We start from the raw sequence: 24820 nt of genomic DNA, 5'->3' as shown, positions 1-24820 counted from the left end.
AGAAGACCGGCAGGACCGGGCACCCCATGGAGGGTCCGCCTCCACCCCTGCTCCGGCGGCCAGCAGCCCCCTGCCACGGGAAGCACCGAGATAGCAGGGCGTCGTGCTCGGAGACGCGGGCTTATGTCTGTTCGTTCCTTGAGGTTGACCTCACCCCCGAGTGGCCGTGATGAACCACTTTCCTTCCTCCCCCACCCAACAGAGTCCGTGGCCGAAGTCCTGGCCGCGGCTCATGATCGCGGGGAGTGCCGGGATTGCGGCAGCGTTGGTGCTGCCCGTTGCCCCGGCAGGGGTGATCCGGGCCATGTTGGGCTGGGACGTGGGCGCCCTCACCTTGCTCGCGTTGACCTGGCACTTCATCCTGCGCTCGCCTCCCGAACGCACGCGGTACGCGGCGGCCGTCGAGGACCCCGGCCGGGCGGCCGTGGGCGCCAGTGTCCTGGTCTCCAGCGTCGTGAGCCTGGTCGCGGCCGCCTGGGTGATCGACGGGGCCAAGCGTCTGTCTCCCGCAGCTCCAGGCGTGCCGATCACGTTCGCGGTCGTGGCGGTGGTGAGTGGCTGGTTCCTCACGCACACCACCTATGCCCTGCGGTACGCGCACCTGTACTACAGTGACGGGGATCAGGAGGCCGGGCCGGACGGTGGTCTGGAGTTCCCGGGCGCCACGCCACCCGCCGCGCTCGACTTCGCCTACTTCTCTTTTGTCCTCGGCATGACGTTTCAAGTCTCGGATGTGGCCGTCTCCAGTCCGGTCATCCGGCGGGTCGCGTTGTGGCACGGCCTGACCGCCTTCTGGTTCAACGTGGCTATCCTGGCCCTCACCCTGAATGTGCTGGGCAGCCTGATCTGACGGGAAGAAGCGGCCGGGACACTCCCACCTGTAAAGAGCGACGTGGCGGACGGAGGGGTGTCTGGCTGAGCAGGAGTCCAACCGCCGAGCGGCGCGCCCCAGTGAACCTGGGGGCGCGCCACTCGGCTACAGCGCTTTATTTGGGCCGCACCAGGGTGATCTTGCCGCTGCCAGTGCGCTCGTCGAGCTGCGCGACGTACAGGTGGCCGGTCGAGCGGTTCTCGGTGAGGTCCAGGGGGCTGGGGGTGAAGTTGGTCAGGCCCGTGATCAGCGTCTCGGCCCCCACGATGTCCTGGTTCGGCCCGCCGGGGGTCAGCACGATGATGTCCTTGCCCGCGCTGTAACGCACGACGAGCAACTTGTTCTTCAGGGTGGAGTTCTGGGCGGTGGTGTACTCCTCGATCACGCCGTTGGCGGAGGCGTGCTCGCCGAAGTCGTAGGAGAAGCCCCGGTAGTTGCGGTCGGGCTGTACCCCCACCGCGTACCCTGCCCCTGAGGTGGAGGCCACGACCTCGGCGGTGTCCACCCCCGCCGTGGGGTTGCCGCCGTTGAGCACCCACTCGCAGCGCTGGGGATTGGGGTGGCCGTAGTAGCCGCCCGACACCACCCGGAAGAGGTAATCATGCTGCCCGCTGACCCCGCTGAGCGCCGGGACCGCCGGGCCGGTGTAGGGACCGCCCTCGCGGGTCTGGCAGGCGTCGGGCAGGGTGGCCGGGGTCCCGGGCGTGTTCCCGCCCGCCGCCGAGCCGTTGGTGGGCACGTAGAGCTGCCCGTTGGTATGCCACACCATGTCGTAGGCGTTGCGCATCCCCGAGGCGTAGATGGTCACAGGCGCGCCCGCCGCGTAAGGGTTGTACAGGCCGCCCTCCGCCGTCTTCACGTCCACGGGCGGGTTGGTGATCTTGGAGAGGTCCACCCGCAGCAGCGCGGCGCTCAGCAGCCGCTCGGGGCGGTTCCCCCAGGCGGCGTCGGGGGCGCCCATCGCTGTATTGCTGGCTTGCAGGACGTACATGGCGTTCGGGTCGCCGGGGCGGAAGGTGATGGAGTTCGTCTCGTGGTCACGGATCGAGCGCGGCAGCCCGACCACGTAGTCCTGCACGTTCTCCAGGTTGGGGCCGCTGAGGCGGGTGATCTTGCCGCTCCAGTCGGGCGCGTTGCTGGTGCCGTCCCAGAAGTAGTTGTTGCTGATCCACAGGATCAGGTTGTCGGGGGTGGAGGTGGGGTCGAACTTCAGGCCGATGATGGTGCGCGGCCCGCCGTTGGCCGTCTGCACCGAGGTGATGGTCTGCGGCTGGGTGAGCGTGCCGTCGGACAGGATCCCGAAGCGCAGGATCTCGCCGGTGAGCGTCCCGGCGTACAGCTTGCCGTCCGGTCCCATCTCGACCGCCGTGTACGGCATCGCCGGGACCGTGGGCAGCGCGACCTGCTCGAAGGCGACGTTGCTGCTGGACCCGGTGCTCGACCCCGTCACGAAGGTGGACCGCAGCGGCAGGAAAGGCACCCCGCTCGTGTCCTTGACCCCGGCGGTGACCTCGAAGATGTACCGGGTGTTGGCATTCAGGGGCGTGTTGGGCTTGAGCACGATCACGTCCCCGCCGCCCGAGGTGTTGAGCGTGGCGGGCACCGCGACGTTCGTGCCCGCGTCGATCAGCCGCACCGTCGAGGCGGTCAGGGTGTTCACGTCCACGCCGCTGTTGGGCAGGTTCACGTCGGCCGTGATGGACGCGGTGGTCGGCACGAGGGTCTGGGCGTCCTGCGGGTTGGTGACGCGCACGCTGGGCTGGTCGCCTGGCCGGATGGTCACGTAGTCGATCTTGGTGTTCGTTCCGCCGCGCGCGTCCACCGTGAGGCGGCCGTCGGTGACGCCCACGCGCACCGTCGAGGTGATGAACTTCTTGGACGCGACCGGGGTGTAGCGGGCGATGGCGAGCTGCCCCTCGACGTTGATCTGGTGCTGGCTGTCGAGGCTGTTGCTGGCGTCCCCCACGGCGACCGTCACGGTGTACACCCCGTTGGGCAGGGCGTATTCCCAGGCGGCGGGCGTGCGCACGGCGGTCGAGCTACTCACGTTGGTGGGGAATTGCATATGGGCAAAGGTGTTGAGGCGCCCGTCCACCCCGGCGAGCGCGCGGTCCCGGGTGTTCGGCGTGATGTCCAGGGGCACGCTGGTCCCCGTGCCCACGCTGTCCTCCCGGATCCAGCCGAAGCCGCGCGCCGCGTCGAAGGCCGCGCCCGTGTCCTTGGTGTACCCAGCGGGCGTGCCCGAGCCCGCTGGCTGGAAGTTGATCAGGATGCCGCCCGCGGGGAGGGTGGAGGCGGGGTTGACCGTGACCTGAGCGCTGCCCGACTTGCTCGGGTCGAACTTCGAGGTGGCGGTGATCGTCACCGTCCCCTGAGCGGCAGCGGTGACCAGCCCGCTGGCGCTGACGGTGGCGACCGCCGGGTTGCTGCTCGTCCAGGTGACGTCCGAGCCGTACGCCCCGCTGCCCTGCACGTCGGCCGTGAACTGCCGGGTTCCCCCCACCGACAGCACCGCGCTGCCGGGGTTGACCGTCACGCTGCTGACCGTGGGCTGGGTCACCGAGCAGCTCACCTTGGCGCTCGCCCAGTCGGCGTGGTCGTAGTTGATGCCGTCGCCCGCGTCCGTCACGGCCAGCGTCAGGCGCTGCTTGCCCGCGACGTCCACACTCACCGAACGGGCCGGGTCGCGTCCGGTCATGATCCCGCTGTCATAGACCTTGGTGCCGTCGGTGAGCACCTGGAACACCACGCTGCCGCGGTCCCCCACCTCGTCGTCCACGCCCACCTCGGCGGTGAAGGTCGAGCAGGTGCCGCTCAGGTCGTAGGTGAGGGTGGACGCGGCGTGCACCCCCAGCCCCTTGGAATAGCTGGTGCGGCCGATGGTGAGGGTATTGCCGTCCCCGGCCGCATTCTGACCGTTGCTGCGGTCTTTCTCGTAGGGACCGTAGCCGTTGACCGGGGTGCTGACCGGCGTGAGGTCACTCAGGAACTTGTCGCCCGAGGTCGCGGGCACCGAGCAGCCGAGCAGCCGGGTGGCGGCCCAGTCGGCGTGGTCGTAGTTCATCCCGTCACCCGCGTCGCGCACGACCAGCCGAAGCTGCTGGACCCCGTTCAGGGGCACCGAAATGGCCCTGGCCGCGTCGGCCCCGCGCATGATGCCGCTCTCGTAGAGCCTGGTGGTGGTGCCGTTCCAGACCTCGAAGACCACGCTGCCCCGGTTGCCCACCTCGTCGTCCACCCCGATGCTGGCGGTGAAGGTGGTGCACTGGCCGGGAAGGGTGTAGCGGATATCGGAGTTGGCGTGGGCGCCCAGGCCCTTGGCGTAGGTGACGCCGCCGATGGTCAGGGTCTGACCGTCACCGCCCTTGTTGGTGTTGTTGCTCTTGTCCACCTCGACCGGGCCGTAACCGCTGGAGGCCGAGTCCCAGTTCCCGCTCGTCAGGTCGAGGTCGGTGGGCTGCCCGGCCGTGCCGACGGCCAGGCCTCGCCAGGGGTAGCCCTGGTCGCCGGGGTACGGGTTCGTGCTCGGCACCGTGCTGGTCCACGAGTAGTCCGTGCCCGCCTCGTAGGGGTAGGCCGCGACCGGGTCGTTCGCGTCTGGCGCCCCGCTCCCCGGCGACGAGGAGCAGGCGGCGAGGCTCAGGGTCAGCGCGAGCGTCAGACCCAGGGAGAGGGTGGAGCGCGGTGAACGTTGGGGCATGGGGCATCCTTTCGGAGCAGCCGGTTCCGCCGTCCCCGGAGGTGAACGGGAAGGCGGGGCCTGGGCTGGGTGGGCCGCACGGTACCTCACCCCGCGCTAACACTTCGCTACTGAACCCGGAGCCTGGCTGTCAGTGCGGGCAGGCGGGAACGGGCACCGCAGGACGGGGAGCGCGGTGACCGCGGCCAGGACGCGGGAATGATCTGTAACGACAATTTAACTGTAAGTCTGTACAGATGTGGTGTAACCTGCTGGCGATTCATGACGCCTGCTCGTGTTCCGTCCCTGTACAGTTCGGCCGGTTGCCTGGACCAGCCTTTCGGCGACCTGGAGGGGAGGGCGCCTGGCCCTGACCTGCCCTCCGGTGGGCGTCCTGGCTGCGTGGCCTGGGCACGGAGGGTCTCGTCGCCCTTGTGCCCGGTGGCCCTCTTACGGACCGCTGGGCCGCTTCGGGTATGGAGACGCCAGCCAGCAGGAATCCACTCAGGAACGCCCATTTCAACCGGCACGGCTCCCGGCACGTCTTCCCGCCCGGCCCCGCGACCTGCAGAAGACAGGCGGCGCCTGAAGAGTCCGGAGGTGCCTTCCAGGGGTTCCGCGCTGACCTCCCCACTCCGGGTGCTCCGGGCCGTCACCCTCTCCTGCGGCCTGCTCAGCTCGTGGGCCGCGGCCCAGACAGGCCCTGTCCAGGCCAGCCCATCTGCTCCGGGCGTCAGCACGCCGGGTATTGCCGGAGGCGCCCCCGGTTCCACCGGGCCAGGGACATCTGCGGCCGCCGGGGTGGCCTTCGGCAACCCACGCTCCAGCAGTGACCGCGGCACGACGCGGGTGGTGTTCGACCTGGCCGCGGGCATCACGTACCGGCTCACCCCCACCTCCGGGGGGTTGCGCCTCGACGTGTTCGGCGCCCGGGTGGTGTCCCAGACGCGGGCGGGCCTGGGCCCCAGCGTGACGGGATACCGGGCCGCCGGACATCAGGTGCTGCTCGCCACGCCGTTCCCACTCTCCTCCTCGGACGGGTGGCGGGGCAACGAGGCGACGCTGGCGAGCGGCGCACGCGTCCTGATCCTGGATTTCGGGCCGACCCTGGTGGGGGGCCCGGGCGATTCGCTCCGGGCACTCGCCCGCCCGGGCCCCGTGCTGTCCGCACCCCGGACGGGGGCAGGCAGCCTGACCGCCTCTTCCCCGAACGGCCTGGCGACGGCCGCCGCGCCCCCGCGTCCGCCTGCACCGGTGGCCGCCCGCCCCGCCGTTCCCGAGGGCCTGACCCCCAGTGACGCTCTGGCCGCCACCTCCGGGGTGGCCGCGCCGGCACCGCCCCCCGCCCCCCGCGTTGCCGGGCCAGGAGCTGGGGCAGCCCAGCGCCCTGAGCGGGCAGGCCCAGGGGGCGCTTCAGCCCGGGGCCGCGCTCACGCCGCCCCGGCTGGGCCGGAACCCTGGGCTGACCCGGGTGGTGCTGGACCTGCCGCCGGGCACCCGCTACCGCCTGGTGCCCGGCGGGGTGGGCCTGCGGGTGGAGCTGAGCGGCGTGAGCGCGCCGGCCCTCTCCGCGCAGCAGGTGACGCCTGAGGTGCGGGCCTGGCGCGTCGAGCCCACGCCGGACGGGGCCCTGGTGACGCTGCTCACCGGCACGCCCCTGACCGGGCGCAGCGGGTGGCGCGCGCAACTCGTGCCGCCGCTGGCGGGCAGCGACCGCTCCCGCCTCGCCATCGACCTCTCCCCCGCGCTGGCAGACCTCACGCCGCTCATGCCCCGCGAGCGGGTGGTGGCCGCCGTGCCGCCGATGTCGGCCCTGCGCGGCACGGCGCTCCTGGCCCCCAGCGTGGCCCGGGTCAAACCGCGGGTGGTCCTCGACCCCGGGCACGGCGGCCGTGACTCCGGGGGCGTCGGCGCGGTCGTCGAGAAGCAGGTGGCGCTGGACGTGGCCCTGCGGGTGCGCGACCTGCTGCGCGTCGCCGGGGTGGAGGTGGTGATGACCCGCGAGACCGACCGGGAACTGGCGCCGGACAAGGCCACGGACTTGAACCAGCGGGCGGGGCTGGGCACGCCCGGCACCCAGCTCTACCTGAGCATCCACGTGAACGCCATGCCGCCCGCGAACGCGCTGAGGGGCTACGGGGTGGAGACCTGGTGGAATCCCAACCACCCGCTCTCCAGCAGCTTCGCGGCCCTGATCCAGAAGAACGTCATCACGGTCACCGGCGCGTTCTCGCAAGGCCTGAAAAACAATCGCTCGCTGGCGGTGCTGCGGGGCAGCCGCATTCCCGCCGCACTGATCGAGATCGGGTACACCAGTCACCCGGTCGACGGCCTCAACCTCCAGAATCCCACCTACCTCGACCGGGTGGCGCTCGGCATCGCCCAGGGCATCCGGGAGGCGGTGGTGACGGGCGTCACGGCGAGCGGCGGCGGGAGGTAGGGCGCGCGGGTGTCCCGGAGCTGGTGCACCCGGGGCCTGGTCTGGGGGTCAGGACAAGATTCCAGAATGCTGGTACGCTAGGAACTTAGCTCACATTCCAGCATCACGTGGGGCCCTCATTCGCGCTGCACGAAGGCCAACCGCACGCCCAGCGCCACGTACACGCCACCCATCACCCGCCGCTGCCACCGCACGAAGGACGGGTGGCGCCTGAACACGCCGGACACCGCATCCGCCAGCGCCGCCATCGTGCAGAACCACGCCAGGCACACCAGCAGAAGTGGCAGGCCCAACACCAGGAATGGCGCGACGACCGACCCCCGTTCGGGATGCAGGGGTGACACCAGTAGCGGCGTGAGAACGAACGGTAGGCTCTCGGCCACGCGGCTGAGGGCTCCCTTCTTCACACTGAGGCCGTGCCACTGCCCAAGGTTATAGGTGATTTTGCCGTGGTTTGTCGGGCTGCAAGAGCCCCGCCAGCCGCACCAACAGCTCCTCCGCCCGCTCGTACCCTGGCCGCAGGTACACGGTGCCGAAGGTCGTCCAGTCCTGCACCGCCCCCACCTCCTGGTCGTTCTCGTGCAGCTTCAGGTGCGGGTACGCACCATACTCGACGTAGCACCCGAACTCGGCGGCCAGCTCCTCCAAGCGCCGGGTGTTCTCCTCGGTCCAGGTCAGGACGTAGGGCAGGGCGAAGCAGGGCTTGCCGCAACTGCCCCCCAGCCCGACGAGCGGGAACCCCGCCACGCTGGGGGTCTCCCGGCGGACCCGCGTCCGCTCCAGGAAGGCGAGACGGTCGCGGGCGGCGTCACGGCTGGGGAGTTTCTGGGCGGCAATCCAGGGACCGACGGTGAGCTTGGACATGGGCACTCCTCGGGAAGGTCAGGCGCGGGCCACGCGGGCGGGCGCGGCCACGGGGACGGGATCAGGACGGACGGGCGGACGGAAGCCGCGCAGCCGCAGGGCATTGGTCAGGACGAAGACGCTGGAGAACCCCATCGCCGCCGCGGCGAGCACCGGGCTGAGCAGCCACCCGAAGGCGGGGTACAGCACACCCGCCGCCACGGGAATCAAGACGACGTTGTACGCGAAGGCCCAGAACAGGTTGAGCCGGATGTTCCGCAGGGTGGCGCGGCTGAGGGCGTAGGCATTCGGCACGCCCCGCAGGTCGCCGCTCATCAGGATCACGTCGGCGGTCTCGACGGCTACGTCGGTTCCGGTGCCGATGGCGAGGCCGACGTCTGCCTGAGCGAGGGCGGGCGCGTCGTTGATGCCGTCCCCGACGAAGGCCACCTTCTGGCCCTTCCCTTGCAGTTCCTTGACGGCGTCGCTCTTGCCGCCCGGCAGAACTTCCGCCAGTACCTCGTCGATGCCGAGTTGGCGGGCGATGGCGTTCGCGGTGCGGGCGTTGTCGCCGGTGATCATGGCAACCTTGAGCCCCTGCCGGTGCAGGGCGCGCACCGCCTCCGGGCTGCCCTCCTTGATGGGGTCGGCGACCGCGATCACCGCCGCGAGCTGGCCGTCGATGGCGGCGTACAGCGGGCTCTTGCCCTCGTCCCCGAGCCGTGAGGCCTGTGCGCCGAACGGGGTGACGTTCAGGCCGAGCCGTTCCATGTAGCGGTCGGCCCCGACCTGGACCAGAGGACCCTGTACCCGCGCTTCCAGCCCGTACCCGGGGACGGCCTCGAAGCTCTCGGGCAGGAAGACGGGGACGCCTTCTTTCCTCGCCGCGTCCACGATGGCGCGGGCGATGGGGTGCTCACTCTGTTCCTCAGCCGCGGCCACCAGGCCCAGGACCTCGGCGCGGTCGAAGCCGGGCGCGGTCACCAGGTCCGTGAGTTCGGGCCGCCCCTTGGTCAGGGTGCCGGTCTTGTCCACGGCGACGACGTTCACGCCCTGCAAGCCTTCGAGCGCCGCGCCGTTGCGGAAGAGGACCCCGAGTTCGGCGGCCTTGCCGGTGCCGACCATGATGCTCGTCGGGGTCGCCAGACCCATCGCGCAGGGGCAGGCGATGATCAGCACGGCCACGGTATTGACCAGGGCGAAGCTGAGGGCCTGCTGCCCGCCCACGAACAGCCAGATCAGGAAGGTCAAGGCGGCGATGCCGAGCACGATGGGCACGAAGACGGAAACCACCCGGTCCGCGAGGCCCTGAATGGGAGGCTTGCTACCCTGAGCACTCTCGACGAGCTTGATGATCTGCGCCAGCGCTGTGTCCGCGCCGACGCGGGTGGCCCGGAACTGGAACGCCCCGTTCTGGTTGAGGGTCCCGCCCACGACCGCCGCGCCCCCCTGCTTGCTGACGGGGATGGGCTCGCCCGTGATCATCGACTCATCCACGAAGGAGTTGCCGGAGACGACCTCACCGTCCACGGGCACCTTCTCGCCGGGGCGCACCGAGATCAGGTCCCCGATCAGCACCTCGTCCACGGGCAGTTCGAGTTCCTGCCCGGCACGGACGGCACGCGCCGTCTTCGCCTGCAAGCTCAGCAGCTTTTTCATCGCCTCGCTGCTTCTCCCCTTGGCGATGGCCTCGAAATACTTGCCGAGCAGGATCAGGGTGATGACGACGGCCGAGGCCTCGTAGTACACGTGCGCGGTGCCCTCGGGGAACACCTGCGGGGCCACCGTGGCGACCAGCGAGTAGAAGAAGGCCGCGCTGGTGCCGATCATCACGAGCGAATTCATATCGGGCGAGCGGTGCCGCAGGCTCGTCCAGCCCAGGCGGTAGAAGCGCAGCCCGGGGCCGAACTGCACGGGCGCGGCCAGCAGCAGCATGATCCAGTTCAGGGCCGCCATCGGTATCCGCTCGTGCAGCCACATCTCGAAGGGCGCCCAAAGCATCGGCAGCATCGCCAGGATGAGCAGGGGAACGGCGAACAGGGCGCTGAAGGTCACGGCGCGGCGCAGCCCCCGCACCTCCTGCTCGCGGGCCTCCCGCTCCTGGTCGCTGCGGTCCACGCCCGTCTGGCCCTCCAGCACGGTGTACCCGGCCCCCACCACGGCCGCCTTGAGTTGCCCGGGGCTGACGCTCGACGGCAGGTAGCGGACGTGAGCCCGCTCGGTGGCGAGGTTGACGCTGGCATCCAGCACCCCGTCCACCTTCCTCAGGGCCCGTTCCACACGACTAACACAGCTCGCGCAGGTCATGCCCTGCACCCCGAGTTCGATCTCACCCACCACCGGCTCGTAGCCCACATCCTTGACCTTGGCGATCAAGGCCTGCGGCCCGGTCTGCTCGGGATCGTAGGTGACGGTGGCGCGCTCGGTCGCCAGGTTCACCGAGGCCTGCTCGACCCCCTCGACCTTGTTCAGGCCCCGCTCCACCCGGCCCACGCAACTGGCGCAGGTCATCCCCTGCACGCCCAGTTCGATGGTCTTGCTCATGCTTGCCTCCAATCCCCCCTGGGGGGATATACGGTGAGGATACGCCAGAAGCTGGAGAAGGGCAAGCCTTGAAAGGCGGTAGGGAAAGAAATAGGCCCATTCCTCCCCCCCAACTCTTGTCTTACCCCCTGGGGAGGGTGTAAGCTTGGGGCATGACGAAGACGGAACTGACGGTGACCGGGATGAGCTGCGGCCATTGCGAGAAGGCCGTGACAAGTGCCCTGAGGAGCGTGCCCGGCGTGCAGGACGTGCGGGTGGACCTGCCAGGTGGCACCGCCACGGTACAGGGGGAAGCCGACCCCCAAGCGCTGATCGCCGCCGTGACCGAGGAGGGCTACGGCGCCCAGGTGCGCGGTTGACATGACCCAAGCCAAGACCGAGCCTGCCACCCACACCGGGCATCACCTGTGCATGCCCGAGGACGCCCGCAAGCGCGCCGCCCGGCGGCTGAAAATCGCCCGCGGCCACCTGGACAGCATCGTGACCATGCTGGAGCAGGAGGACGCCTACTGCGTGGACGTGCTGCGGCAGATCAAGGCCGTGCAGGGGGCGCTCTCGGGGGCGGGCGAGGTCGTGTTGCGCGGGCACTTGGAGGCCCACGTCGCCACCGCCTCCACACGCGGGGACAGCGTGGAGATCGTCGAGGAGCTGATGGAAGCCCTCAAGTACACCTGAGCCCCCAGCTTCGCCCTGCGGACGGCAGACACGCCGTCCGCTTTCCCGTGGGTACGATGAGGGGACGTGACACCGCTCGACCTGCTCGCGCTGTCCCTGATCTTCTTCCTCACCAGCGTGATCAGCGTCGTCACCGGCGCCACCTCCCTGATCACCGTGCCCGCCCTGCTGGCGTTCGGCGTCCCCACCACCACGGCCCTGGGCACCAACATGCTGGCCCTCACCGCCCTCAGCGTCGGCGCCACCCTCCCCTTCCTGCGGGGAGACGCCCTGGACCGCCCACGCCTCCCCGCCCTGGTGGTCCTGACGCTGGTCGGCTCGGTCGTCGGCGCACTGCTGGTGTTCGCGGTGCCCGCCGACGTGTTGCCGCTGATCATCGCCTGCGCCCTGCTCGCCGTCGCTGGGGTCGTCCTGCGGCCCACGCCGGTCCCCCCGTCCACCGTTCCCACCCCCAGCCGCACCGGCCGCCTGCTGGGCTACACCCTGACCCTGCTCCTCGCCGTGTATGGCGGCTTCTTCAGTGGTGGGTACGTGACGTTGCTGACGGCGGCCTGGGTGGCGACTTTCCGGATGCCCTTCCTGCGGGCGGTGGCGACCACCAAGGTCGTCAACGTGGCGTCGTCGCTGGTCGCCAGCCTGATCTTCGCGTGGCGCGGGGTGATCGACTGGCCGCTCGGGGTGCTGCTGGGGGCCGTCATGGCGGTGGGAGCCGGACTCGGGGCACGCTGGACCTTGAGGCTGAGCGAAGTGGGGTTGCGCCGCCTGTTCGTGGGGGTGGTGTTGCTGCTGGCGGTCAAGACCCTTGTGTTCGAGGTGCCGTGGTCCCGTTTCCTGCCGGGCGGGTGAGCCGGGGGCGAGACCGGACGTGGCGCGGCCGTGGGACCCGCCCCCGGGTCCTGCGGCACCGAGACAGGCCCGGAGCCCCGGCCGGGGTCATCCTGCTGCTTTCGGTGGCACCGACGTGGCGTGACCCCGCGCACCGTGGCCCTTCCTCAGGGCTGGGTCCGGCGCCCCATCTCGGGGGGGGGGACGCCTGAAAGCCGAGGGCCTGAGAGAGCGTGCGGGCCTGATCGGTCGTGCCCAGGCTGAGGGTGTGAAGCCCGCGCGCCTTCGCCGTGTCCAGGGCGTGGTCCAGCAGGGCGCGGGCCACCCCCCGCCTGCGCCACTCGGGCACCGTGAAGACGCCCCTCACCCGCGCCCGCAACGGGCTGGGGTCGTCCCGGGTCGGCCCCCACTCCAGGAGGATGAGGCCGGCGCCCCCGATGACCTTTCCGTCGTGCTCCGCCAGCCATCCGAGGTCCACGCCGCGGGTGAGGGCGTCCTCGACCCAGGCCGCGGAGGTCGTGTGTGGGGGCTGTCCTCCTGCCCGTTCCGGGGAGCGGTGTGCGGCGACGGTCGCCGCGTCCTGGGGTGTGGCGGGACGAAGGTGAAAGGAAGACACCCGGCAGTGTAGGTGCCTTGGAGGTGGGGTCGAGCCTGGCCCGGCCCCGCTCGTCTTCCCGCCCTCAGGCCGCCGGAAGGGGCCCGGGTGCCGCGGTGGGTTCCCCCCGCCCAAAGCGCAGCCGGTTGAGCAGCAGGGCATTCACCGTCACGATGACCGTGCTGGCGCTCATCAGCAGGGCGGCCCACTCCGGGCGCAGCAGGACGCCATACGCGGGGTACAGCACACCCGCCGCGAAGGGGATGGCGAGCAAATTGTAGATAGCGGCCCAGAACAGGTTCTGCTTGATCTTGCCCTGCACCTGCCGGGCCAGCGCGATCCCCGTGGGCACACTTGCCGGGTCACTCTTGACCAGCACCACGTCGGCGGTTTCTACCGCCACGTCGGTGCCTGCCCCAATCGCCACGCCGACTTCGGCTTGTGCGAGTGCTGGGGCGTCATTCACCCCGTCCCCCACCATCGCCACTTTCCGCCCTTGGCCCTGCAACTCCTGGACCTTCGCGGCCTTCTGCTCGGGCAGCACGTCGGCGATCACGGTGTCCATGCCGAGCTGCCGGGCCACGGCCTCCGCCGTGCGGCGGTTATCTCCGGTGAGCATCACGGTTTGGACTCCCAGGTGGTGTAACTCCGTCACCGCCACCTTCGCCGACGGTCTGATCCGGTCCGCCACAGCGACCACGCCCAGGAGTTGCCCGTCCACTGCCACGAACATCGCCGTCTTGCCGTCCCCGGCCAGCCGCTCGACCCCGGCCTCGCTGCTTCCCAGCGATACGGCCTCCTGCTCCATCAGCCTGCGGTTGCCGATCAGGACCCGTCGCCCCTCCACCCGCGCCTGTACCCCACGACCGGGGATGGAGTCGAAGTCCTGGGCCGGGCTGAGGGTGATCCCCCGTTCCTGTGCCCCCCGCACGATGGCCTCGGCGAGCGGGTGCTGGGAGGGCTGGTCGGCAGAGGCGGCCAGGCGCAGCAGCTCTGCTTCGTCTCCCCCCGGTGGGGGCACCAGATCGGTGAGGGCGGGCTTGCCCTCCGTCAGGGTCCCCGTCTTGTCAAAGATCACCGTGTCCACCCCGGCGGTCGCCTCCAGCGCGGTCGCGTTCTTGAACAGCACGCCCTCCCGCGCACCTTTTCCTACCCCGACCGTGATCGCCGTCGGGGTGGCGAGTGCCAGCGCGTCCGGGCAGGCGATCACCACCGTGGACACGGCAGCCGTCAGCGCGAACACCACCCCGGCTCCCAGGAAGAACCAGACCAGAAAGGCGATCAGTCCAGCGCCCAGGGCGACAAACACGAGGTACTTGCCCGCCCGGTCGGCGAGGCGCTGCGCCGGGGCCTTGCTCGCCTGTGCGTTCTGGACCATCTGCACGATACGCGAGAGGGCGGTGTCCGCTCCCACCGCTGTCGCCCGGAAGTGGAAGGCCCCGTTCTGGTTCACTGTGCCGCCCGTCACCCGGCTCCCGCTTTCTTTGCGGACGGGCACCGGCTCGCCGGTGATCATGCTCTCGTCCACGTAGGACTGGCCGCTCACCACCTCGCCATCCACCGGCACCCGGTCGCCGGGGCGCACCACGATCTCGTCCCCGACCCCCACCTGCTCCAGCGGCACCTCGACCTCCTGGCCGCCCCGCATCACCCGGGCGGTTGAAGGCGCCAACCTTAGCAGGGCCTCCACCGCCCTGCCCGTGGCGAAGCGGGAGCGCATCTCCAGCCAGTGCCCGGCGAGCGAAAAAGTGGTGAGCATCGCGGCAGCCTCGAAGAACACCTCATCGGTTCGCAAAAAGATCGTGGCCCAGAGCGAGTAGAGGTACGAGACCAGGATGCCGGTGGCGATCAGGGTCATCATGTTCGCCTCGCCGCGCTTCAGGGCACGCCAGGCCGCCGAGATGAACGGCCAGCCGCCCCACCACACGACCGGCGTGGCGAGAATCAATCCGAACCACGCCATGCCCAGGCCGAAGGGCGGGGCAAGGCGAAACCCCAGGCTCGCCCCGATGGGGGAGAACAGCACGATGGGCAGCGTCAGAAGCAGCGACACGACGAAGCGCCGCAGCATGTCATTGACCATCTCAGCGCCGTGGCCCGCGTGCCCGCCCTGGCCCATGTCGGCGTGAGCACCGTGATCTGACGGGTGGGTCGTGGCGGTCTGGGTCCGGTGCCCCGCGTGTGGGTCGTGGAGCGTGCCCGTGTGTTCGGCGTGACCCGCTTGCCCCTGCGCCATCAGGTTCCCGCCGTGGTGTTCGTGGCCCACCTGGGGGTGACCTGGCTGGGCGGTGGAGGGGCGCTCGTCCTCGCAGTCGCAGGCGTACCCAAATGCGTGTAGCCGCCGCTCCAGTTCCTCCGGCGTCACGGTTCCCGGGTCGTACCCCAGATGAGCGACGCCGCGGGTGCGGTCGAGGTGGACGCTGGTGACGCCCGGCACCCGGGCGAGATTCCCTTCCAAATCGGCAAATTCGCTGGCGTCGTAGCAGTTCCTGAACGACACTTCCAGAACGCTCACGCGGTGTCCGTGGTGTCCCTCGTGGTGGTGTGTCATCGGTTCCCCCTCTGACCTCGAAAAGGTCTCTTGATTAACGTAGAACCGGCGTGTTCAGTTCCTGTAAAAGCCCGGGACGAGCAGAGCCTTGAGGGCACCTTGAAGGTCGCCTCGGCTTTACACAAGCTGAACACAGGGCTGCCTACGCTGGCGAAGCGGCGGAAGAACCACCGCCTCGTCATCTCGCCCCCCGCCCCAGTTCAGGAGAGTGACCATGCCGCAGAACACCGCCCGGATGCTCCAGACGCACCCCAACCCCGCCAGCGTCTTCGACCAGGGCGCCCTCGCCGCGTGCATCGACGCCTGCTTCGAGTGCGAGAACGTCTGTACCTCCTGCGCCGATGCCTGCTTGGGCGAGCAGGGGCACCTGATGCACCTCGTCCACTGCATCCGCCTGAACCTCGACTGCGCCGACGTGTGCGGCACCACTGGGCGCGTCCTCTCGCGGCTGACCCAGCCCGACCAGAACGTGCTGCGCGCCCAGCTTCAGGCCTGCCTCGCCGCCTGCCAGGCGTGCGGGCAGGAGTGCGAGATGCACGCCCGCGACATGAACATGCCGCACTGCGCGGTGTGTGCCGAGTCCTGCCGCCGCTGCGAGCAGGCGTGCCAGCAACTCCTGGGGAGCATGAGCGCCTGAAGGGGCTGATCCTGACCCTGGCCCTGACCACCCGGGGTGACGCCAGGAGCCGCGAGGAAACAAGCGCCCTGGCGTGAGCCGGTGCGGTCCGGCGGTCCTCGGCTTTCCGGGTCCGGCCACTTCCGGCCCGTTGACCCCCACCCCCTACCCCGTCCGGCCCACGCAAAGCCCTGAACCCAGGCCGTGTCCTCGGGAATCACGCCCTCCCGAAGGGGCGGGTCACCAACCGCTATGCTCGGCCTCGTGAGACGCGGTTCTCAAGAGACACTCCCGGGGCAGCGTGGCTGAGGTCCTCCCGGCCGCCCTCGCGCAGGGCTTCGGGGTGAGTGCCGCGCACCTGGTCGGCGTGAGCGCCCTGAGCGCCTTCGTGCTGCGCCAGGCCCTGGACCGCCACCACCCCATCGTCGCGGTGAGCGCGGGTGTCCTGGCCGACACGCTGTTCATCACCCTCGGCACCACCGGCCTGGGGACGCTGCTCACCCACCTCCCGCTCCTCGCCCCACTGGCCGCCGGGGGAGGAGCGGCCTTTCTGGTTTGGCACGGCTGGAAGGCCTTCCGTACCGCGCGCTCGCCGAAGGTTCTTGACCGCCGGACCCTGTCGCTGCTGTCGTACAAGGAGGTATGGTGGCCCCACCGTAGTGGGGCCCGGAAGCGCGGCCTCGGGCAAGCACGGGAGAGAGCAGGCTGAGGGCGGGGACGCCGAGCATGACCGTGGTGTTCTTCACCCCGCGAGGGTCAAGCGCCAGGGGCCTCGTCTTGGGCGTAAGGTGGGGGCGCTCGTCCTCGCCCCCGTCGGGGGAACGTCCCCTCGCCTGCGGGCGGCTAGTTCTTGGCCCGCATCGTGCGTCCGCGCGCGGGCTTGCTCTCCCGACTCTTCCGCTGCTGCGCGCAGCTTTTCGCCAGGGTCTGCCCCTTCTCCAAGCTGGCGTTGAGCCGGCGCCGGGTCTCCTCGGCAAGCGCCTTGAAATCCACCGCACCCGACTCGATGTTCTCAACGGTCGGCTTGACCCGGGCGTTGCGGCTGGGGGCCGCGGCCAGCTCCTCGTTCACCTGCTGGAACCAGGCCTCGTAGGCCGTGGTCAGCTCAATGACCATCTCGCGGGCTTCCCGGGTGCCGGTCTCGTCACTGCACGCTTGCGATACGTCTTGAGGAGGGGGAAGCGCCCGGGCACCTGCGCCGCTTCAATTCGACAGTTCGTACTGCACGCGCGCGCTTAACGAAAGGTCAGAGCCAGCGGCGCACGCGGCGGCGGTACCCCTCATAGGCCGTTCCATGCACCCGGGACAGGTACGCCTCCTCCAGCCGCACCTGCACGCCCATCAATACCTCCCCGGCCACCAGCACCGCCAGCGTCACCGCGTTCGGCACCACCAGGAAGAGCCCCAGCAGGTTCACCCGCATCCCCAGGAAGATCGGGTTGCGGGAATGGGCGAACAGCCCCCGCTGCACCAGGTCGGTCCGGGCGCCCTCGTCCACCCCGATCCGCCAGGAGGCCCCCATCCCCGCCTGCGCAGCGGCAATCCAGCCCAGGGAGGCCAGCAGCAGCACCCACCCCAGGAAGGCCAGACGTGGGTCCAGCAGGGCGGGGACCGGGCCGAGCCGGGCCTCCAGCCCGGGCATCAGGTTCAGTCCAAGCACCAGGACCAGCACCGTGAGCAGCAGGACCCGCATCGCGCGCCCGACGTACCCGTGCGCGGAGTCGTCTGCGGGCAGCACGTAAGGGTTCACCCCCGTCCGCCGCCACACCAGCAGTGAGCGCCACACGAAGGCGATCCCCACGTACGCCAGCGTGTAGACGAGCAGGGCCAGGGCTTCCACCGGGTCTCGTGTCATCGTCGATCACCTCACACCTACATATGAGCATACATTCAGACATTGGGAAAGCTATCGCCGACCCCCAGATCGGGGGCGCCCCGCCTCTTTCTCTCCTTGACTTCTTTTTAGGTAAGCCTAAATAATGACCTATGACGGACCGAACTCTCTCGCACGCGGCGGAGGATTATCTCAAGCAGCTCTACCTGCTGGGCCAGGGCGGGACCGTGGGCACCCAGGCACTCGCCGACGCCCTGAACGTCACCCCGGCCAGCACCACCGGCATGCTGCGCAAACTCACCGACCTCGGCCTGGTCGATCACGCGGCCTACCGGGGCGCGAGGCTCACCCCCGCCGGGGAGAAGGTCGCCCTGGAGGTGGTGCGCCACCACCGCCTGCTGGAACTGTACCTGCACCGCGCGTTGGGCTATCCCCTCGACGAGGTACACGACGAGGCCGAGCGCCTGGAGCACGTCATCAGCGAGGCCTTCGAGGCCCGCATCGCCGCCTGGCTGGGCGACCCGAACTTCGACCCGCACGGCGATCCCATCCCCGGGCTGAACGGGGAACTGCCGGTCCAGGGCGAGCGGCGGCTGGCGAGTCTGGGCCGGGGTGAGCGGGCCCAGGTCACCCGGGTCCCGGAGGACCCGGCGGTGCTGCGCGGCCTGATGGAGGCGGGGCTGACGCCCGGCGCGGAGGTGAAGGTCCTGTCTCACGAGCCAGCCTTGGGCACCCTGACCCTGGAGGTCGGTGGGGCTCCGCTGACCCTGGCCCTTCTCGTCGCTGAACGCGTTCGGGTTTCCGAGGGGGTGACGGCGTGAGCCGCGTGTCCCCCAGCCTGGACGAGCGGATGAACGCCCGGGCGGCGGCCATTCTGGAGCGGACCTCAAACCGAAGGGGCCTGGGCCGGGTGCTGCCCTTCCTGGGCCCGGCCTTCGTCGCGTCGGTCGCGTACATGGACCCCGGCAACTTCGCCACCAACATCCAGGGCGGGGCGCAGTTCGGCTACCTGCTGCTGTGGGTGGTTCTGAGTGCCAGCCTGATGGCGATGCTGATCCAGACGCTCTCGTCCAAGCTCGGGATCGTGACCGGCAAGAACCTGGCCGAGCACATCCGGGACCGCTGGCCGCGGCCGGTGGTGTGGTTTTACTGGGTGCAGGCGGAACTCGTGGCGATGGCGACCGACCTCGCGGAGTTCCTGGGGGCGTCGCTGGCCTTTGCGCTGCTGTTCAACCTGCCGCTGCTGTGGGGGGCCGTCATCACGGGCGTCATCACCTTCACGATCCTGGCCTTGCAGAACCGGGGCTTCCGGCCCATCGAGATCGCCATCACCGCGTTCGTGGCCGTGATCGCGCTGGCGTACGTGGTGCAGGTGATCCTCAGCCGCCCGGGACTCGACGCCCTGGGCGGCTTCGTGCCGCGCTTCGAGGGCCCGGAGAGCCTGTACCTGGCGGTGGGCATCATCGGGGCGACGGTGATGCCGCACGTGATCTACCTGCACAGCGCGCTGACCCAGCACCGCATCCCAGCGGGCACCGAGGAGCAGAAGCGGCGACTGGTCCGCTACAACCAGCTTGACGTCCTGCTCGCCATGAGTATCGCGGCGCTGATCAACCTGAGCATGCTGGCCTCGGCGGCGGCGGCCTTCCACTTCGGCGGCCAGGCGGACGTGGCGGACCTGACGGTGGCGTACCGGACGCTGACCCCGCTGCTGGGTGGCGCTGCCGCCGTGGCGTTCGCGCTCGCGCTGCTCTCCTCGGGGCTCTCCAGTTCGGCGGTGGGCACGATGGCCGGGCAGGTGGTGATGCAGGGCTTCGTGGGCTTCCGCATTCCGCTGCTCGTGCGGCGATTGATCACGATGCTGCCCGCCTTTGCGGTGATCCTGGCGGGGCTCAACCCCACCGACACGCTGGTCCTCTCGCAGGTGGTGCTCTCCTTCGGCATCCCCTTCGCGCTGGTGCCGCTGCTGATCTTTACCGCCCGCCGGGACGTCATGGGGGGATTGGTCAACACCCGCCTCGTCACGGTGACGGGCTGGGTGATCGCGGCGCTGATCATCAGCCTGAACGTCTACCTGCTCGCGCAGACCTTCCTGGGGTAGCGCGTGGTCCCCCGTTCCGTCCCGCGCCGGAGGTGTCCTATGCCGCTGGAATTCGTGGCCGCCCCCGTCCTGGCGAGCGCCGGGCTCGCCCTCTTCCGCCACTTCGAGGAGGGCACCTGCCCCAAGAGGCGCCTGGCGAAGTGGGCCGTCTACTTCGCGGGGGTGGGGCTCACCACGCGCACGGTGGGCCGCCCGTGGTCGCTGCTGTGGACCTTCGGCCCCTTCGCCCTGGGGACCGTCTTCCACCTGTCCTGGTGCGCCCGGCACGGCATCCACCCGCTCACCGCCGAGCCGAGGGCGCGCTACCGCGCGTTGCGCGGCTGGCCCCGGCAGCCGTGACCGCTGGCCGGGCGGCGCCGAGCGTGCCACACCTGGGCTCGTCGCGGTGGCCGGGGATTGATCGTGGCACGACCCAGACTGGGTCTCTCCTGCTCAGGGGCGACTCCGCCCGCGGCCTCCTGTTCGTGGCGCGGGAGGCCGCTCTGCGCGTCCCATGTCCGTGCGGACGCCCCCCGCGCCCGACCTGCTGGAAGCGAAAGCCAAGCTGTTCCGGGGTTTTTCCGACCGCTCGCGGCTGAGCCTCCTGGAAGCCCTGCGCGAGGAGCCACGCCGCGTGTCCGAACGGATGGCCCTCACCGGCCTGACCCAGCCCAACGTCAGCCACCACCTGGCCTGCCTGAGGGACGGCGGCCTGGTGCAGGCCGAGCGGGTGGGCCAGATGCTGGCCCTGATCGACGACCTGCTGGCCGCGGTGGCCGCGTGCGGCCATGACCGGGAAGAGTTCCCTTCCTCCTGATCGTGCAGTCTCCCGCACGTATCAGCCCCGACGGATATCCTCGGCAGGATGATTCGCCCTTCTCAAGAGCCGACCGGGCCGGGGTATGGCTGAGTTCTTCCCGGCCGCCCTGGTGCAGGGGTTCGGGGTGAGTGCCGCGCACCTGATCGGCGTGAGTGCCCTCAACGCCTTTGTCCTGCGCCAAGCCCTCCACCGCCATCACCCCCTTGTGGCGGGAAGCGCGGGCGTCCTGGCCGACATGCTGTTCATCACCCTCGGCACGACCGGCCTGGGGGCGCTGCTCGCGCGCCTCCCGCTCCTGGCCCCGGTAGCGGCGTGGGGCGGGGCCGCGTTCCTGTTCTGGCACGGCTGGAAAGCGTTTCGCGCCGTCCGCTCCCCGAACGTCATCGACACCCGGACCCCCCGCCGGGAGCTGGGCGGTCCCCGTCAGGTGGCGGCCACGGCTCTGGGCCTCACCCTGCTCAATCCCCACCCCTATGTGGACAGCGTGGTGCTGTTCGGCGCCCTGTCCACCCCCCTCCCGCCGCTGGGCCGGACCCTCTTCGCCCTGGGAGCCGTCTCTGCGTCCCTCGCCTGGTACGCGCTGCTGGCCTTCGGAGGAGTCCGCCTCGCGCCCCTGTTCCGTTCCCCCCGGGCCTGGCGGTGGCTGGACGTGCTGGTGGGCACGCTGCTGTGGACCTTCGCCCTGTCCCTGATGTGGCGGGCGCTGCACGGCGGCCTGCTGGACCACGGGTGAGGACGGGGGGCGCCGGTCGTCACGGCGCCCTCTTCCCCCGCCTCAATTGAGGGAACGACTTCCCGAAGGGTGACGTAAGGTACAGGCGTGGAAACCCCAGGAGTGTGGACCCGAGTCCGGGCCTTTACCCGTGGTGAGCGGGACGCCGAGACGCTGTACGCCTACCGCCAGGCGGGGACGCAGGTTCACCCGCTGCTCGACGCCGCCGAACGCCGCCGCTTCGACCTCACCCTCAGCGGCACGAGTCCCTTCGCGGTGAAGCGCCACGTCGGGCTCGAACTCGCCTGTGCCTGGAACGCCTTTGCGCTGCAAACGCTGGCCGACAAGATGCTGGAGGCGGACGAGGCCGCCGACCCCAGTACGGTGGGCTTCGTGCCCCCGGTGACCTTTGACCAGGTGAACGCCTACTACGCCGAGGTGGGGCGCTGGCTGGGGTACGCGAGCGAGGCGGAACACGACCCGGCGTTCGAACTGCCTGCCAGGACCTTACCCGCCAAACTCCCGAAGTGGTCCCCGGTGGAGCCCTGCCCGAGGCCGCACCTCGACGCGATGATCGCGGCCCTGGACGCCATGCGCCTGCACGCTGAGGCCGCGATGCACAACCTGGAGAAGACCACCCCGGAGGCCGACGCCCCGAAGCTGGCCCGGTTGCGCGGCCAGTTCGAGGGGGCGCTGTCCAAGGCGAACTACGCCTCGGGCATGTACCGCCCTGGGGCGTCGCTGGCCCTGCACGAGCAGATCGAGGAGCACGCCAAGGGGGCCATCGAGGGGCTGTACCGAGTCGGGCAACTGATCGGCTACCCCGCGCTGCTGACCGAGGGAGGGCGCAGCGCTTCCCCCCGCAAGGGCGAGGCTCCCCTCCTCCACACCGCCCTGCCCGGCGAGCCGGGGTTTGACCGCTGGGCGATGACCGACCCGAACAGCGTGGCGTTCCTCCGCAAGGACCCTGACGCCGGGCGGGTGATCGACGAGATGTGGGCGCTCGACCCGGACCCGGCGGCGAGCGTGGCCCTGTGGCATGAGATCCGCCGCGCGGTGGAGACGGGCGGCGCGGTGGTGGCGAAGAACGCTCAGGGGCGGCCTCTGGGCTTCTACTTCTGCACGCCGTACTGCGCGATCTACGAAGCGAGGCGGCCCCTGGTGCTCGGGGAGACGCCGGTGCGCAAGGGTCAACGCTTCACCTTCGAGCGGGCGGCCGAGGGGGTGCGCGTCGGCTACCCCTTCAAACGGGAGATCGTGGTGGGGAACTTCCAGACCGGGGCGGCCATCGACTACTGCGATCCCGACCAGCCCCCGCCGCACGACGAGTAACCGCCCGGGGCACCTTCCTCATCCGCGGCCCGTAACCTGAGAGGGTCGTGAAGGCCGCCCGCCCGGTCCCCCTGCCCTGGATGCGCCTGCTGGCGGGCCTCCTGACGGTGCTGGCGGCCTTCGCCTTTCAGGCTCGAGGAGGCCAGGGGGTGGCGCCCCTGTTTGTGGGCCAGGCCCAGCACGGCGCTCCGGCAGCGCAGACCACCCATCGTGGTCATCACCCCGGGGATGAGGCCCCACGGCGGCCTCCGGTCCCCCACGCTCACGGCGCCCACTGCCTGTTCTGTCTGACCCAGGCCTACGGGCTGGAGGCCAGCGTGCCGGAGCTGGTCACGGGGTCTCCCCGCTCGCCGCCGCCCCCGGGCGTCTTCACGCTTCCGGTGAGCCGGGCTTTGCCCCGGCACGCGGACGCCCGCGCGCCACCCCCCCGGCCGAGCTGACCCACACCCCAGGTGTGCGTCGGCGTTTGTCATGCCGACTCGCCACGACGAGGGCTTCTGAACACCCCAGTGGTGGCCGCCAGAGTCCCCGTTCCTTCCCCCTTGGAGTTCCCATGTTCAACCGACCCCTGCCTCTCCTCCTCGCCCTGCTGCTCCCCGTCGCCGCCGCCCACGCCACCGTCCGCACCGAAACCGGCGCGGGCGAATCGAAGGTCGGCGTCTCGGAGACCTACCGCCTGAACGTGCCCACGGAAAAGGAGATCAGCACCACCGAGATTCGCCTCGTGATCCCTGCCGGGGTGACGATCACCCGCTTTCAGGTCACGCCCGGGTTCACCCGCACCGTCAAGACGAACGCGGCGGGGCTGATCACGGAAGTGACCTGGCGGGGCCGCATCGCCCCGCAGGAGTACGCCCGCTTCTACTTCCAGGCTCGCAACCCGGACGCGGCGGGCCCCGTGAGCTGGAAGATCTATCAGACCTACAGCGACGGCAGCGTGGCGCTCTGGGACGGCAGCGATCCCGAGAAGGCCCCCGCCAGCACCATCACCGTCCAGTAAGACCGGGGGACGGGGGTGCTCCCCCGTTTCCCTTCCAACAGGAGACATCCATGATCCTCAAGCGCCTCTTGGCCCTGCTCCCCCTTACCCTGGGCGCCGCCCTCGTGCACACCGAGGTCACCGCCGTCACCCCCGCCCGCGGCGCCACGGTGCCCGCTCCCCAGCAGGTGACCCTCACCCTCAGCGAGCCGGTCAGCCTGCGCTTTTCCACCTTCAAGGTCTACCCGCTCACCGCCAGCGGCAATGCCGCCGCCGTGCAGCAGGCCGCCGCCACCCTCGCCAAGACGGCCCTCGATGCCAGGAACGACGCGGCGGCCCGGGCGGACACCATTCAGACCCGCACGGGCATGGCGGCGCGGGTCGTCCTGCCCCTCAAGGCCGGGCTGAAGCCGGGCCTGTACGCGGTCCTGTGGCGCCTCGCCTCGGAAGACGGTCACCCGATCAGCGGGCAGAGCGTCTTTCGGGTGAAGTGACGCCGGCCGCCGCCAGCCTGCTCACCTTCGCCGGGCTGGCCCTGCTGCTGGGCGGCGCGCTCGCCCGGCGCCGTCTGGCGGGCCTGGTCGGGGCCCCGCCCGGCGGGTGGCCCGGCTGGCAGGGGGCCGGCGCGCTCCTGATCGCCCTGGGGGTGGCCCTGCAAGTCGGGGGCACGCTGACGGCCCTGGGGTTCACGGCCCCCGCCGACGTGCTGGCCTATCTCACCTCGACCGGGCCAGGCCGGGCGGCCCTGACCGCGCTGCTGGGGACGGCCGTCCTCCTGACCGGCGAGGTCCTTGGCCGGTCCAGTGTCCCCGTGGGGCTGGGGGCGGCCGTCACCCTCTGGGGGGTGGCGGGCGGCGGGCACGGGGCGGTGGGGGGCGACCTCCCCATGCGCGCGGCCCACGCCCTGCACGCCGGGGCGATGGCCGCCTGGACCGGGGGCGTGCTGGTGCTGGCCTGCGGGCGGGGGACGAACTGGCGGGCGGCGGCCCGGGCCTTTACCCCCGTGGCCCTGGGGAGCGTCGTGCTGCTGTCGCTGAGCGGGCTTTACCTGGGCTTGCACCACGCGGGTCCCGTCCAGGCCTGGCCCGGGAGTGGGTACGGCACCACGCTGCTGCTGAAGCTGGGGGTCTTCGCGGCCACGCTCCTCGCCGCGGTGGGCGTCCGCCGGACGCTCGCCCCGCACACGGCCTCCTTTCCCCGGGCGGCCCTGGCGGTCGAGGCGGGCCTGCTGCTCGTGGTGCTGGGGGTCACCGCGGTGCTGGTGGGCAGCGTGCCTCCCCAGACCTGAGTCGTCCACGGGGTCGAGCGTCCGTCCCAACGGTGGGGCGCGGCTTTGCGGCGGACAGTTCCCAGCGGTCCTGAGCCGGCCCCGCCGCCTGAAGGAGGAAAAATAGAGCTTGAATAGAGGTTTGATGGTAGGATAA

25 protein-coding genes are annotated in these 24820 nt (G+C 70.5%); 17 read left to right on the top strand and 8 right to left on the bottom strand.

All coding sequences use genetic code 11. The features are described 5' to 3' along the window. Nucleotides 1–232 precede the first annotated feature (232 nt). Complete coding sequence (locus E5F05_RS04210) at nucleotides 233–850, top strand: DUF1345 domain-containing protein (RefSeq protein ID WP_164973330.1); 618 nt, start codon at nucleotides 233–235, stop codon at nucleotides 848–850. 136 nt (nucleotides 851–986) lie between these two features. On the opposite strand, the gene E5F05_RS04205 is transcribed toward E5F05_RS04210, so the two are convergent. Continuing rightward, nucleotides 987–4571 carry an NPCBM/NEW2 domain-containing protein gene (locus tag E5F05_RS04205; protein WP_129117516.1) on the bottom strand — a complete coding sequence of 1195 codons (3585 nt, stop codon included), beginning with the start codon at nucleotides 4569–4571 and terminating at the stop codon, nucleotides 987–989. Nucleotides 4572–5904: 1333 nt separating this feature from the next. Between E5F05_RS04205 and E5F05_RS04200 the strand changes: the two genes are divergently transcribed. Continuing rightward, nucleotides 5905–6990: an N-acetylmuramoyl-L-alanine amidase family protein gene (locus tag E5F05_RS04200; protein ID WP_235610252.1), complete on the top strand. Its 1086-nt coding sequence runs from the start codon at nucleotides 5905–5907 to the stop codon at nucleotides 6988–6990. Between the two features lie 116 nt (nucleotides 6991–7106). Here E5F05_RS04200 and E5F05_RS04195 read toward each other — a convergent pair whose 3' ends face one another. Genes E5F05_RS04195 through E5F05_RS04185 form a run of 3 tightly spaced genes read right to left on the bottom strand, consistent with a single transcriptional unit; the run spans nucleotide 7107 to nucleotide 10377 of the window. Next, nucleotides 7107–7373 carry a hypothetical protein gene (locus tag E5F05_RS04195; protein ID WP_103128155.1) on the bottom strand — a complete coding sequence of 89 codons (267 nt, stop codon included), beginning with the start codon at nucleotides 7371–7373 and terminating at the stop codon, nucleotides 7107–7109. Nucleotides 7374–7422: 49 nt separating this feature from the next. Beyond that, complete coding sequence (locus E5F05_RS04190; RefSeq protein WP_103128154.1) at nucleotides 7423–7854, bottom strand: hypothetical protein; 432 nt, start codon at nucleotides 7852–7854, stop codon at nucleotides 7423–7425. An 18-nt stretch (nucleotides 7855–7872) separates the two neighbouring features. Beyond that, a complete protein-coding gene (locus E5F05_RS04185; protein ID WP_103128153.1) occupies nucleotides 7873–10377 on the bottom strand; it encodes a heavy metal translocating P-type ATPase in 2505 nt (834 codons plus the stop codon). Between the two features lie 152 nt (nucleotides 10378–10529). On the opposite strand from E5F05_RS04185, the gene E5F05_RS04180 reads away from it, so the two are divergent. The 3 genes from E5F05_RS04180 (at nucleotide 10530) to E5F05_RS04170 (ending at nucleotide 11898) form a co-directional block, all read left to right on the top strand. Next, the gene (locus tag E5F05_RS04180) at nucleotides 10530–10736 is read left to right on the top strand and encodes a CopZ family metallochaperone (protein ID WP_103128152.1); all 207 of its coding nucleotides are present in this window, start codon (nucleotides 10530–10532) and stop codon (nucleotides 10734–10736) included. Nucleotide 10737: 1 nt separating this feature from the next. Then, a complete protein-coding gene (locus tag E5F05_RS04175) occupies nucleotides 10738–11052 on the top strand; it encodes a metal-sensitive transcriptional regulator (protein WP_103128151.1) in 315 nt (104 codons plus the stop codon). 66 nt (nucleotides 11053–11118) lie between these two features. After that, nucleotides 11119–11898: a sulfite exporter TauE/SafE family protein gene (locus E5F05_RS04170; protein ID WP_129117514.1), complete on the top strand. Its 780-nt coding sequence runs from the start codon at nucleotides 11119–11121 to the stop codon at nucleotides 11896–11898. Here E5F05_RS04170 and E5F05_RS04165 read toward each other — a convergent pair. Then, nucleotides 11846–12634, bottom strand: coding sequence for a GNAT family N-acetyltransferase (locus E5F05_RS04165; protein WP_129117513.1), 789 nt, complete (start codon nucleotides 12632–12634; stop codon nucleotides 11846–11848). The genes E5F05_RS04170 and E5F05_RS04165 overlap by 53 nt on opposite strands. Further along, nucleotides 12558–15023, bottom strand: a complete 2466-nt coding sequence (locus E5F05_RS04160) for a copper-translocating P-type ATPase (RefSeq protein WP_103128148.1) — start codon at nucleotides 15021–15023, stop codon at nucleotides 12558–12560. Before E5F05_RS04160 ends, E5F05_RS04165 begins: the two co-directional genes overlap by 77 nt. Before the next feature lie 214 nt (nucleotides 15024–15237). Here E5F05_RS04160 and E5F05_RS04155 point away from each other — a divergent pair, with 214 nt between their 5' ends. Together E5F05_RS04155 and E5F05_RS04150 are read left to right on the top strand one after the other, a co-directional pair. Continuing rightward, entirely contained in the window at nucleotides 15238–15660 is a 423-nt protein-coding gene (locus E5F05_RS04155) for a four-helix bundle copper-binding protein (protein WP_103128147.1), read from the top strand. Nucleotides 15661–15940: 280 nt separating this feature from the next. Next, a complete protein-coding gene (locus tag E5F05_RS04150; RefSeq protein ID WP_103128146.1) occupies nucleotides 15941–16348 on the top strand; it encodes a LysE family transporter in 408 nt (135 codons plus the stop codon). A gap of 134 nt (nucleotides 16349–16482) precedes the next feature. Here the strand turns inward: E5F05_RS04150 and E5F05_RS04145 are convergent, their stop codons facing one another. Both E5F05_RS04145 and E5F05_RS04140 read right to left on the bottom strand, forming a co-directional pair. Continuing rightward, on the bottom strand, nucleotides 16483–16755 hold the full coding sequence (locus tag E5F05_RS04145) for a hypothetical protein (protein ID WP_103128145.1): 273 nt from the start codon (nucleotides 16753–16755) through the stop codon (nucleotides 16483–16485). A gap of 130 nt (nucleotides 16756–16885) precedes the next feature. After that, nucleotides 16886–17494: a methyltransferase family protein gene (locus E5F05_RS04140; RefSeq protein WP_103128144.1), complete on the bottom strand. Its 609-nt coding sequence runs from the start codon at nucleotides 17492–17494 to the stop codon at nucleotides 16886–16888. Between the two features lie 131 nt (nucleotides 17495–17625). Here E5F05_RS04140 and E5F05_RS04135 point away from each other — a divergent pair, with 131 nt between their 5' ends. The 10 genes from E5F05_RS04135 (at nucleotide 17626) to E5F05_RS04090 (ending at nucleotide 24684) form a co-directional block, all read left to right on the top strand. Then, entirely contained in the window at nucleotides 17626–18294 is a 669-nt protein-coding gene (locus tag E5F05_RS04135) for a metal-dependent transcriptional regulator (protein ID WP_103128143.1), read from the top strand. A 29-nt stretch (nucleotides 18295–18323) separates the two neighbouring features. Further along, complete coding sequence (locus tag E5F05_RS04130) at nucleotides 18324–19574, top strand: Nramp family divalent metal transporter (protein ID WP_103128305.1); 1251 nt, start codon at nucleotides 18324–18326, stop codon at nucleotides 19572–19574. A 39-nt stretch (nucleotides 19575–19613) separates the two neighbouring features. Further along, entirely contained in the window at nucleotides 19614–19913 is a 300-nt protein-coding gene (locus tag E5F05_RS04125; protein ID WP_103128142.1) for a hypothetical protein, read from the top strand. Between the two features lie 154 nt (nucleotides 19914–20067). Further along, nucleotides 20068–20370 carry an ArsR/SmtB family transcription factor gene (locus E5F05_RS04120; RefSeq protein ID WP_103128141.1) on the top strand — a complete coding sequence of 101 codons (303 nt, stop codon included), beginning with the start codon at nucleotides 20068–20070 and terminating at the stop codon, nucleotides 20368–20370. Nucleotides 20371–20455: 85 nt separating this feature from the next. Continuing rightward, the gene (locus tag E5F05_RS04115; protein ID WP_103128140.1) at nucleotides 20456–21106 is read left to right on the top strand and encodes a LysE/ArgO family amino acid transporter; all 651 of its coding nucleotides are present in this window, start codon (nucleotides 20456–20458) and stop codon (nucleotides 21104–21106) included. Between the two features lie 87 nt (nucleotides 21107–21193). Beyond that, on the top strand, nucleotides 21194–22417 hold the full coding sequence (locus tag E5F05_RS04110) for a hypothetical protein (protein WP_103128139.1): 1224 nt from the start codon (nucleotides 21194–21196) through the stop codon (nucleotides 22415–22417). A 47-nt stretch (nucleotides 22418–22464) separates the two neighbouring features. Then, the gene (locus E5F05_RS04105) at nucleotides 22465–22857 is read left to right on the top strand and encodes a DUF2946 family protein (RefSeq protein WP_103128138.1); all 393 of its coding nucleotides are present in this window, start codon (nucleotides 22465–22467) and stop codon (nucleotides 22855–22857) included. Between the two features lie 113 nt (nucleotides 22858–22970). Further along, complete coding sequence (locus E5F05_RS04100; RefSeq protein WP_103128137.1) at nucleotides 22971–23417, top strand: DUF1775 domain-containing protein; 447 nt, start codon at nucleotides 22971–22973, stop codon at nucleotides 23415–23417. 50 nt (nucleotides 23418–23467) lie between these two features. Next, on the top strand, nucleotides 23468–23890 hold the full coding sequence (locus E5F05_RS04095; protein ID WP_103128136.1) for a copper resistance CopC family protein: 423 nt from the start codon (nucleotides 23468–23470) through the stop codon (nucleotides 23888–23890). After that, on the top strand, nucleotides 23887–24684 hold the full coding sequence (locus tag E5F05_RS04090) for a CopD family protein (RefSeq protein WP_103128135.1): 798 nt from the start codon (nucleotides 23887–23889) through the stop codon (nucleotides 24682–24684). The genes E5F05_RS04095 and E5F05_RS04090 overlap by 4 nt, the downstream gene beginning before the upstream one ends. Nucleotides 24685–24820: the final 136 nt, after the last annotated feature.

The organism is Deinococcus metallilatus (assembly GCF_004758605.1).
In the GTDB taxonomy this organism is placed as follows: domain Bacteria; phylum Deinococcota; class Deinococci; order Deinococcales; family Deinococcaceae; genus Deinococcus; species Deinococcus metallilatus.
Note: the sequence above shows the minus strand (reverse complement) of the source record. Positions and strands in the feature narration are given on the sequence as shown.

Bases quoted from the DNA above. Each gene is read 5' to 3' on its own strand.
- E5F05_RS04210 (WP_164973330.1), top strand. From the start codon at position 233: ATGATCGCGGGGAGTGCCGGGATTGCGGCAGCGTTGGTGCTGCCCGTT.
- E5F05_RS04205 (WP_129117516.1), bottom strand. From the start codon at position 4,571: ATGCCCCAACGTTCACCGCGCTCCACCCTCTCCCTGGGTCTGACGCTC.
- E5F05_RS04190 (WP_103128154.1), bottom strand. From the start codon at position 7,854: ATGTCCAAGCTCACCGTCGGTCCCTGGATTGCCGCCCAGAAACTCCCC.
- E5F05_RS04185 (WP_103128153.1), bottom strand. From the start codon at position 10,377: ATGAGCAAGACCATCGAACTGGGCGTGCAGGGGATGACCTGCGCCAGT.
- E5F05_RS04180 (WP_103128152.1), top strand. From the start codon at position 10,530: ATGACGAAGACGGAACTGACGGTGACCGGGATGAGCTGCGGCCATTGC.
- E5F05_RS04175 (WP_103128151.1), top strand. From the start codon at position 10,738: ATGACCCAAGCCAAGACCGAGCCTGCCACCCACACCGGGCATCACCTG.
- E5F05_RS04165 (WP_129117513.1), bottom strand. From the start codon at position 12,634: ATGCCCTGCTGCTCAACCGGCTGCGCTTTGGGCGGGGGGAACCCACCG.
- E5F05_RS04160 (WP_103128148.1), bottom strand. From the start codon at position 15,023: ATGACACACCACCACGAGGGACACCACGGACACCGCGTGAGCGTTCTG.
- E5F05_RS04155 (WP_103128147.1), top strand. From the start codon at position 15,238: ATGCCGCAGAACACCGCCCGGATGCTCCAGACGCACCCCAACCCCGCC.
- E5F05_RS04145 (WP_103128145.1), bottom strand. From the start codon at position 16,755: ATGGTCATTGAGCTGACCACGGCCTACGAGGCCTGGTTCCAGCAGGTG.
- E5F05_RS04140 (WP_103128144.1), bottom strand. From the start codon at position 17,494: ATGACACGAGACCCGGTGGAAGCCCTGGCCCTGCTCGTCTACACGCTG.
- E5F05_RS04135 (WP_103128143.1), top strand. From the start codon at position 17,626: ATGACGGACCGAACTCTCTCGCACGCGGCGGAGGATTATCTCAAGCAG.
- E5F05_RS04130 (WP_103128305.1), top strand. From the start codon at position 18,324: ATGAACGCCCGGGCGGCGGCCATTCTGGAGCGGACCTCAAACCGAAGG.
- E5F05_RS04125 (WP_103128142.1), top strand. From the start codon at position 19,614: ATGCCGCTGGAATTCGTGGCCGCCCCCGTCCTGGCGAGCGCCGGGCTC.
- E5F05_RS04120 (WP_103128141.1), top strand. From the start codon at position 20,068: ATGTCCGTGCGGACGCCCCCCGCGCCCGACCTGCTGGAAGCGAAAGCC.
- E5F05_RS04115 (WP_103128140.1), top strand. From the start codon at position 20,456: ATGGCTGAGTTCTTCCCGGCCGCCCTGGTGCAGGGGTTCGGGGTGAGT.
- E5F05_RS04100 (WP_103128137.1), top strand. From the start codon at position 22,971: ATGTTCAACCGACCCCTGCCTCTCCTCCTCGCCCTGCTGCTCCCCGTC.
- E5F05_RS04095 (WP_103128136.1), top strand. From the start codon at position 23,468: ATGATCCTCAAGCGCCTCTTGGCCCTGCTCCCCCTTACCCTGGGCGCC.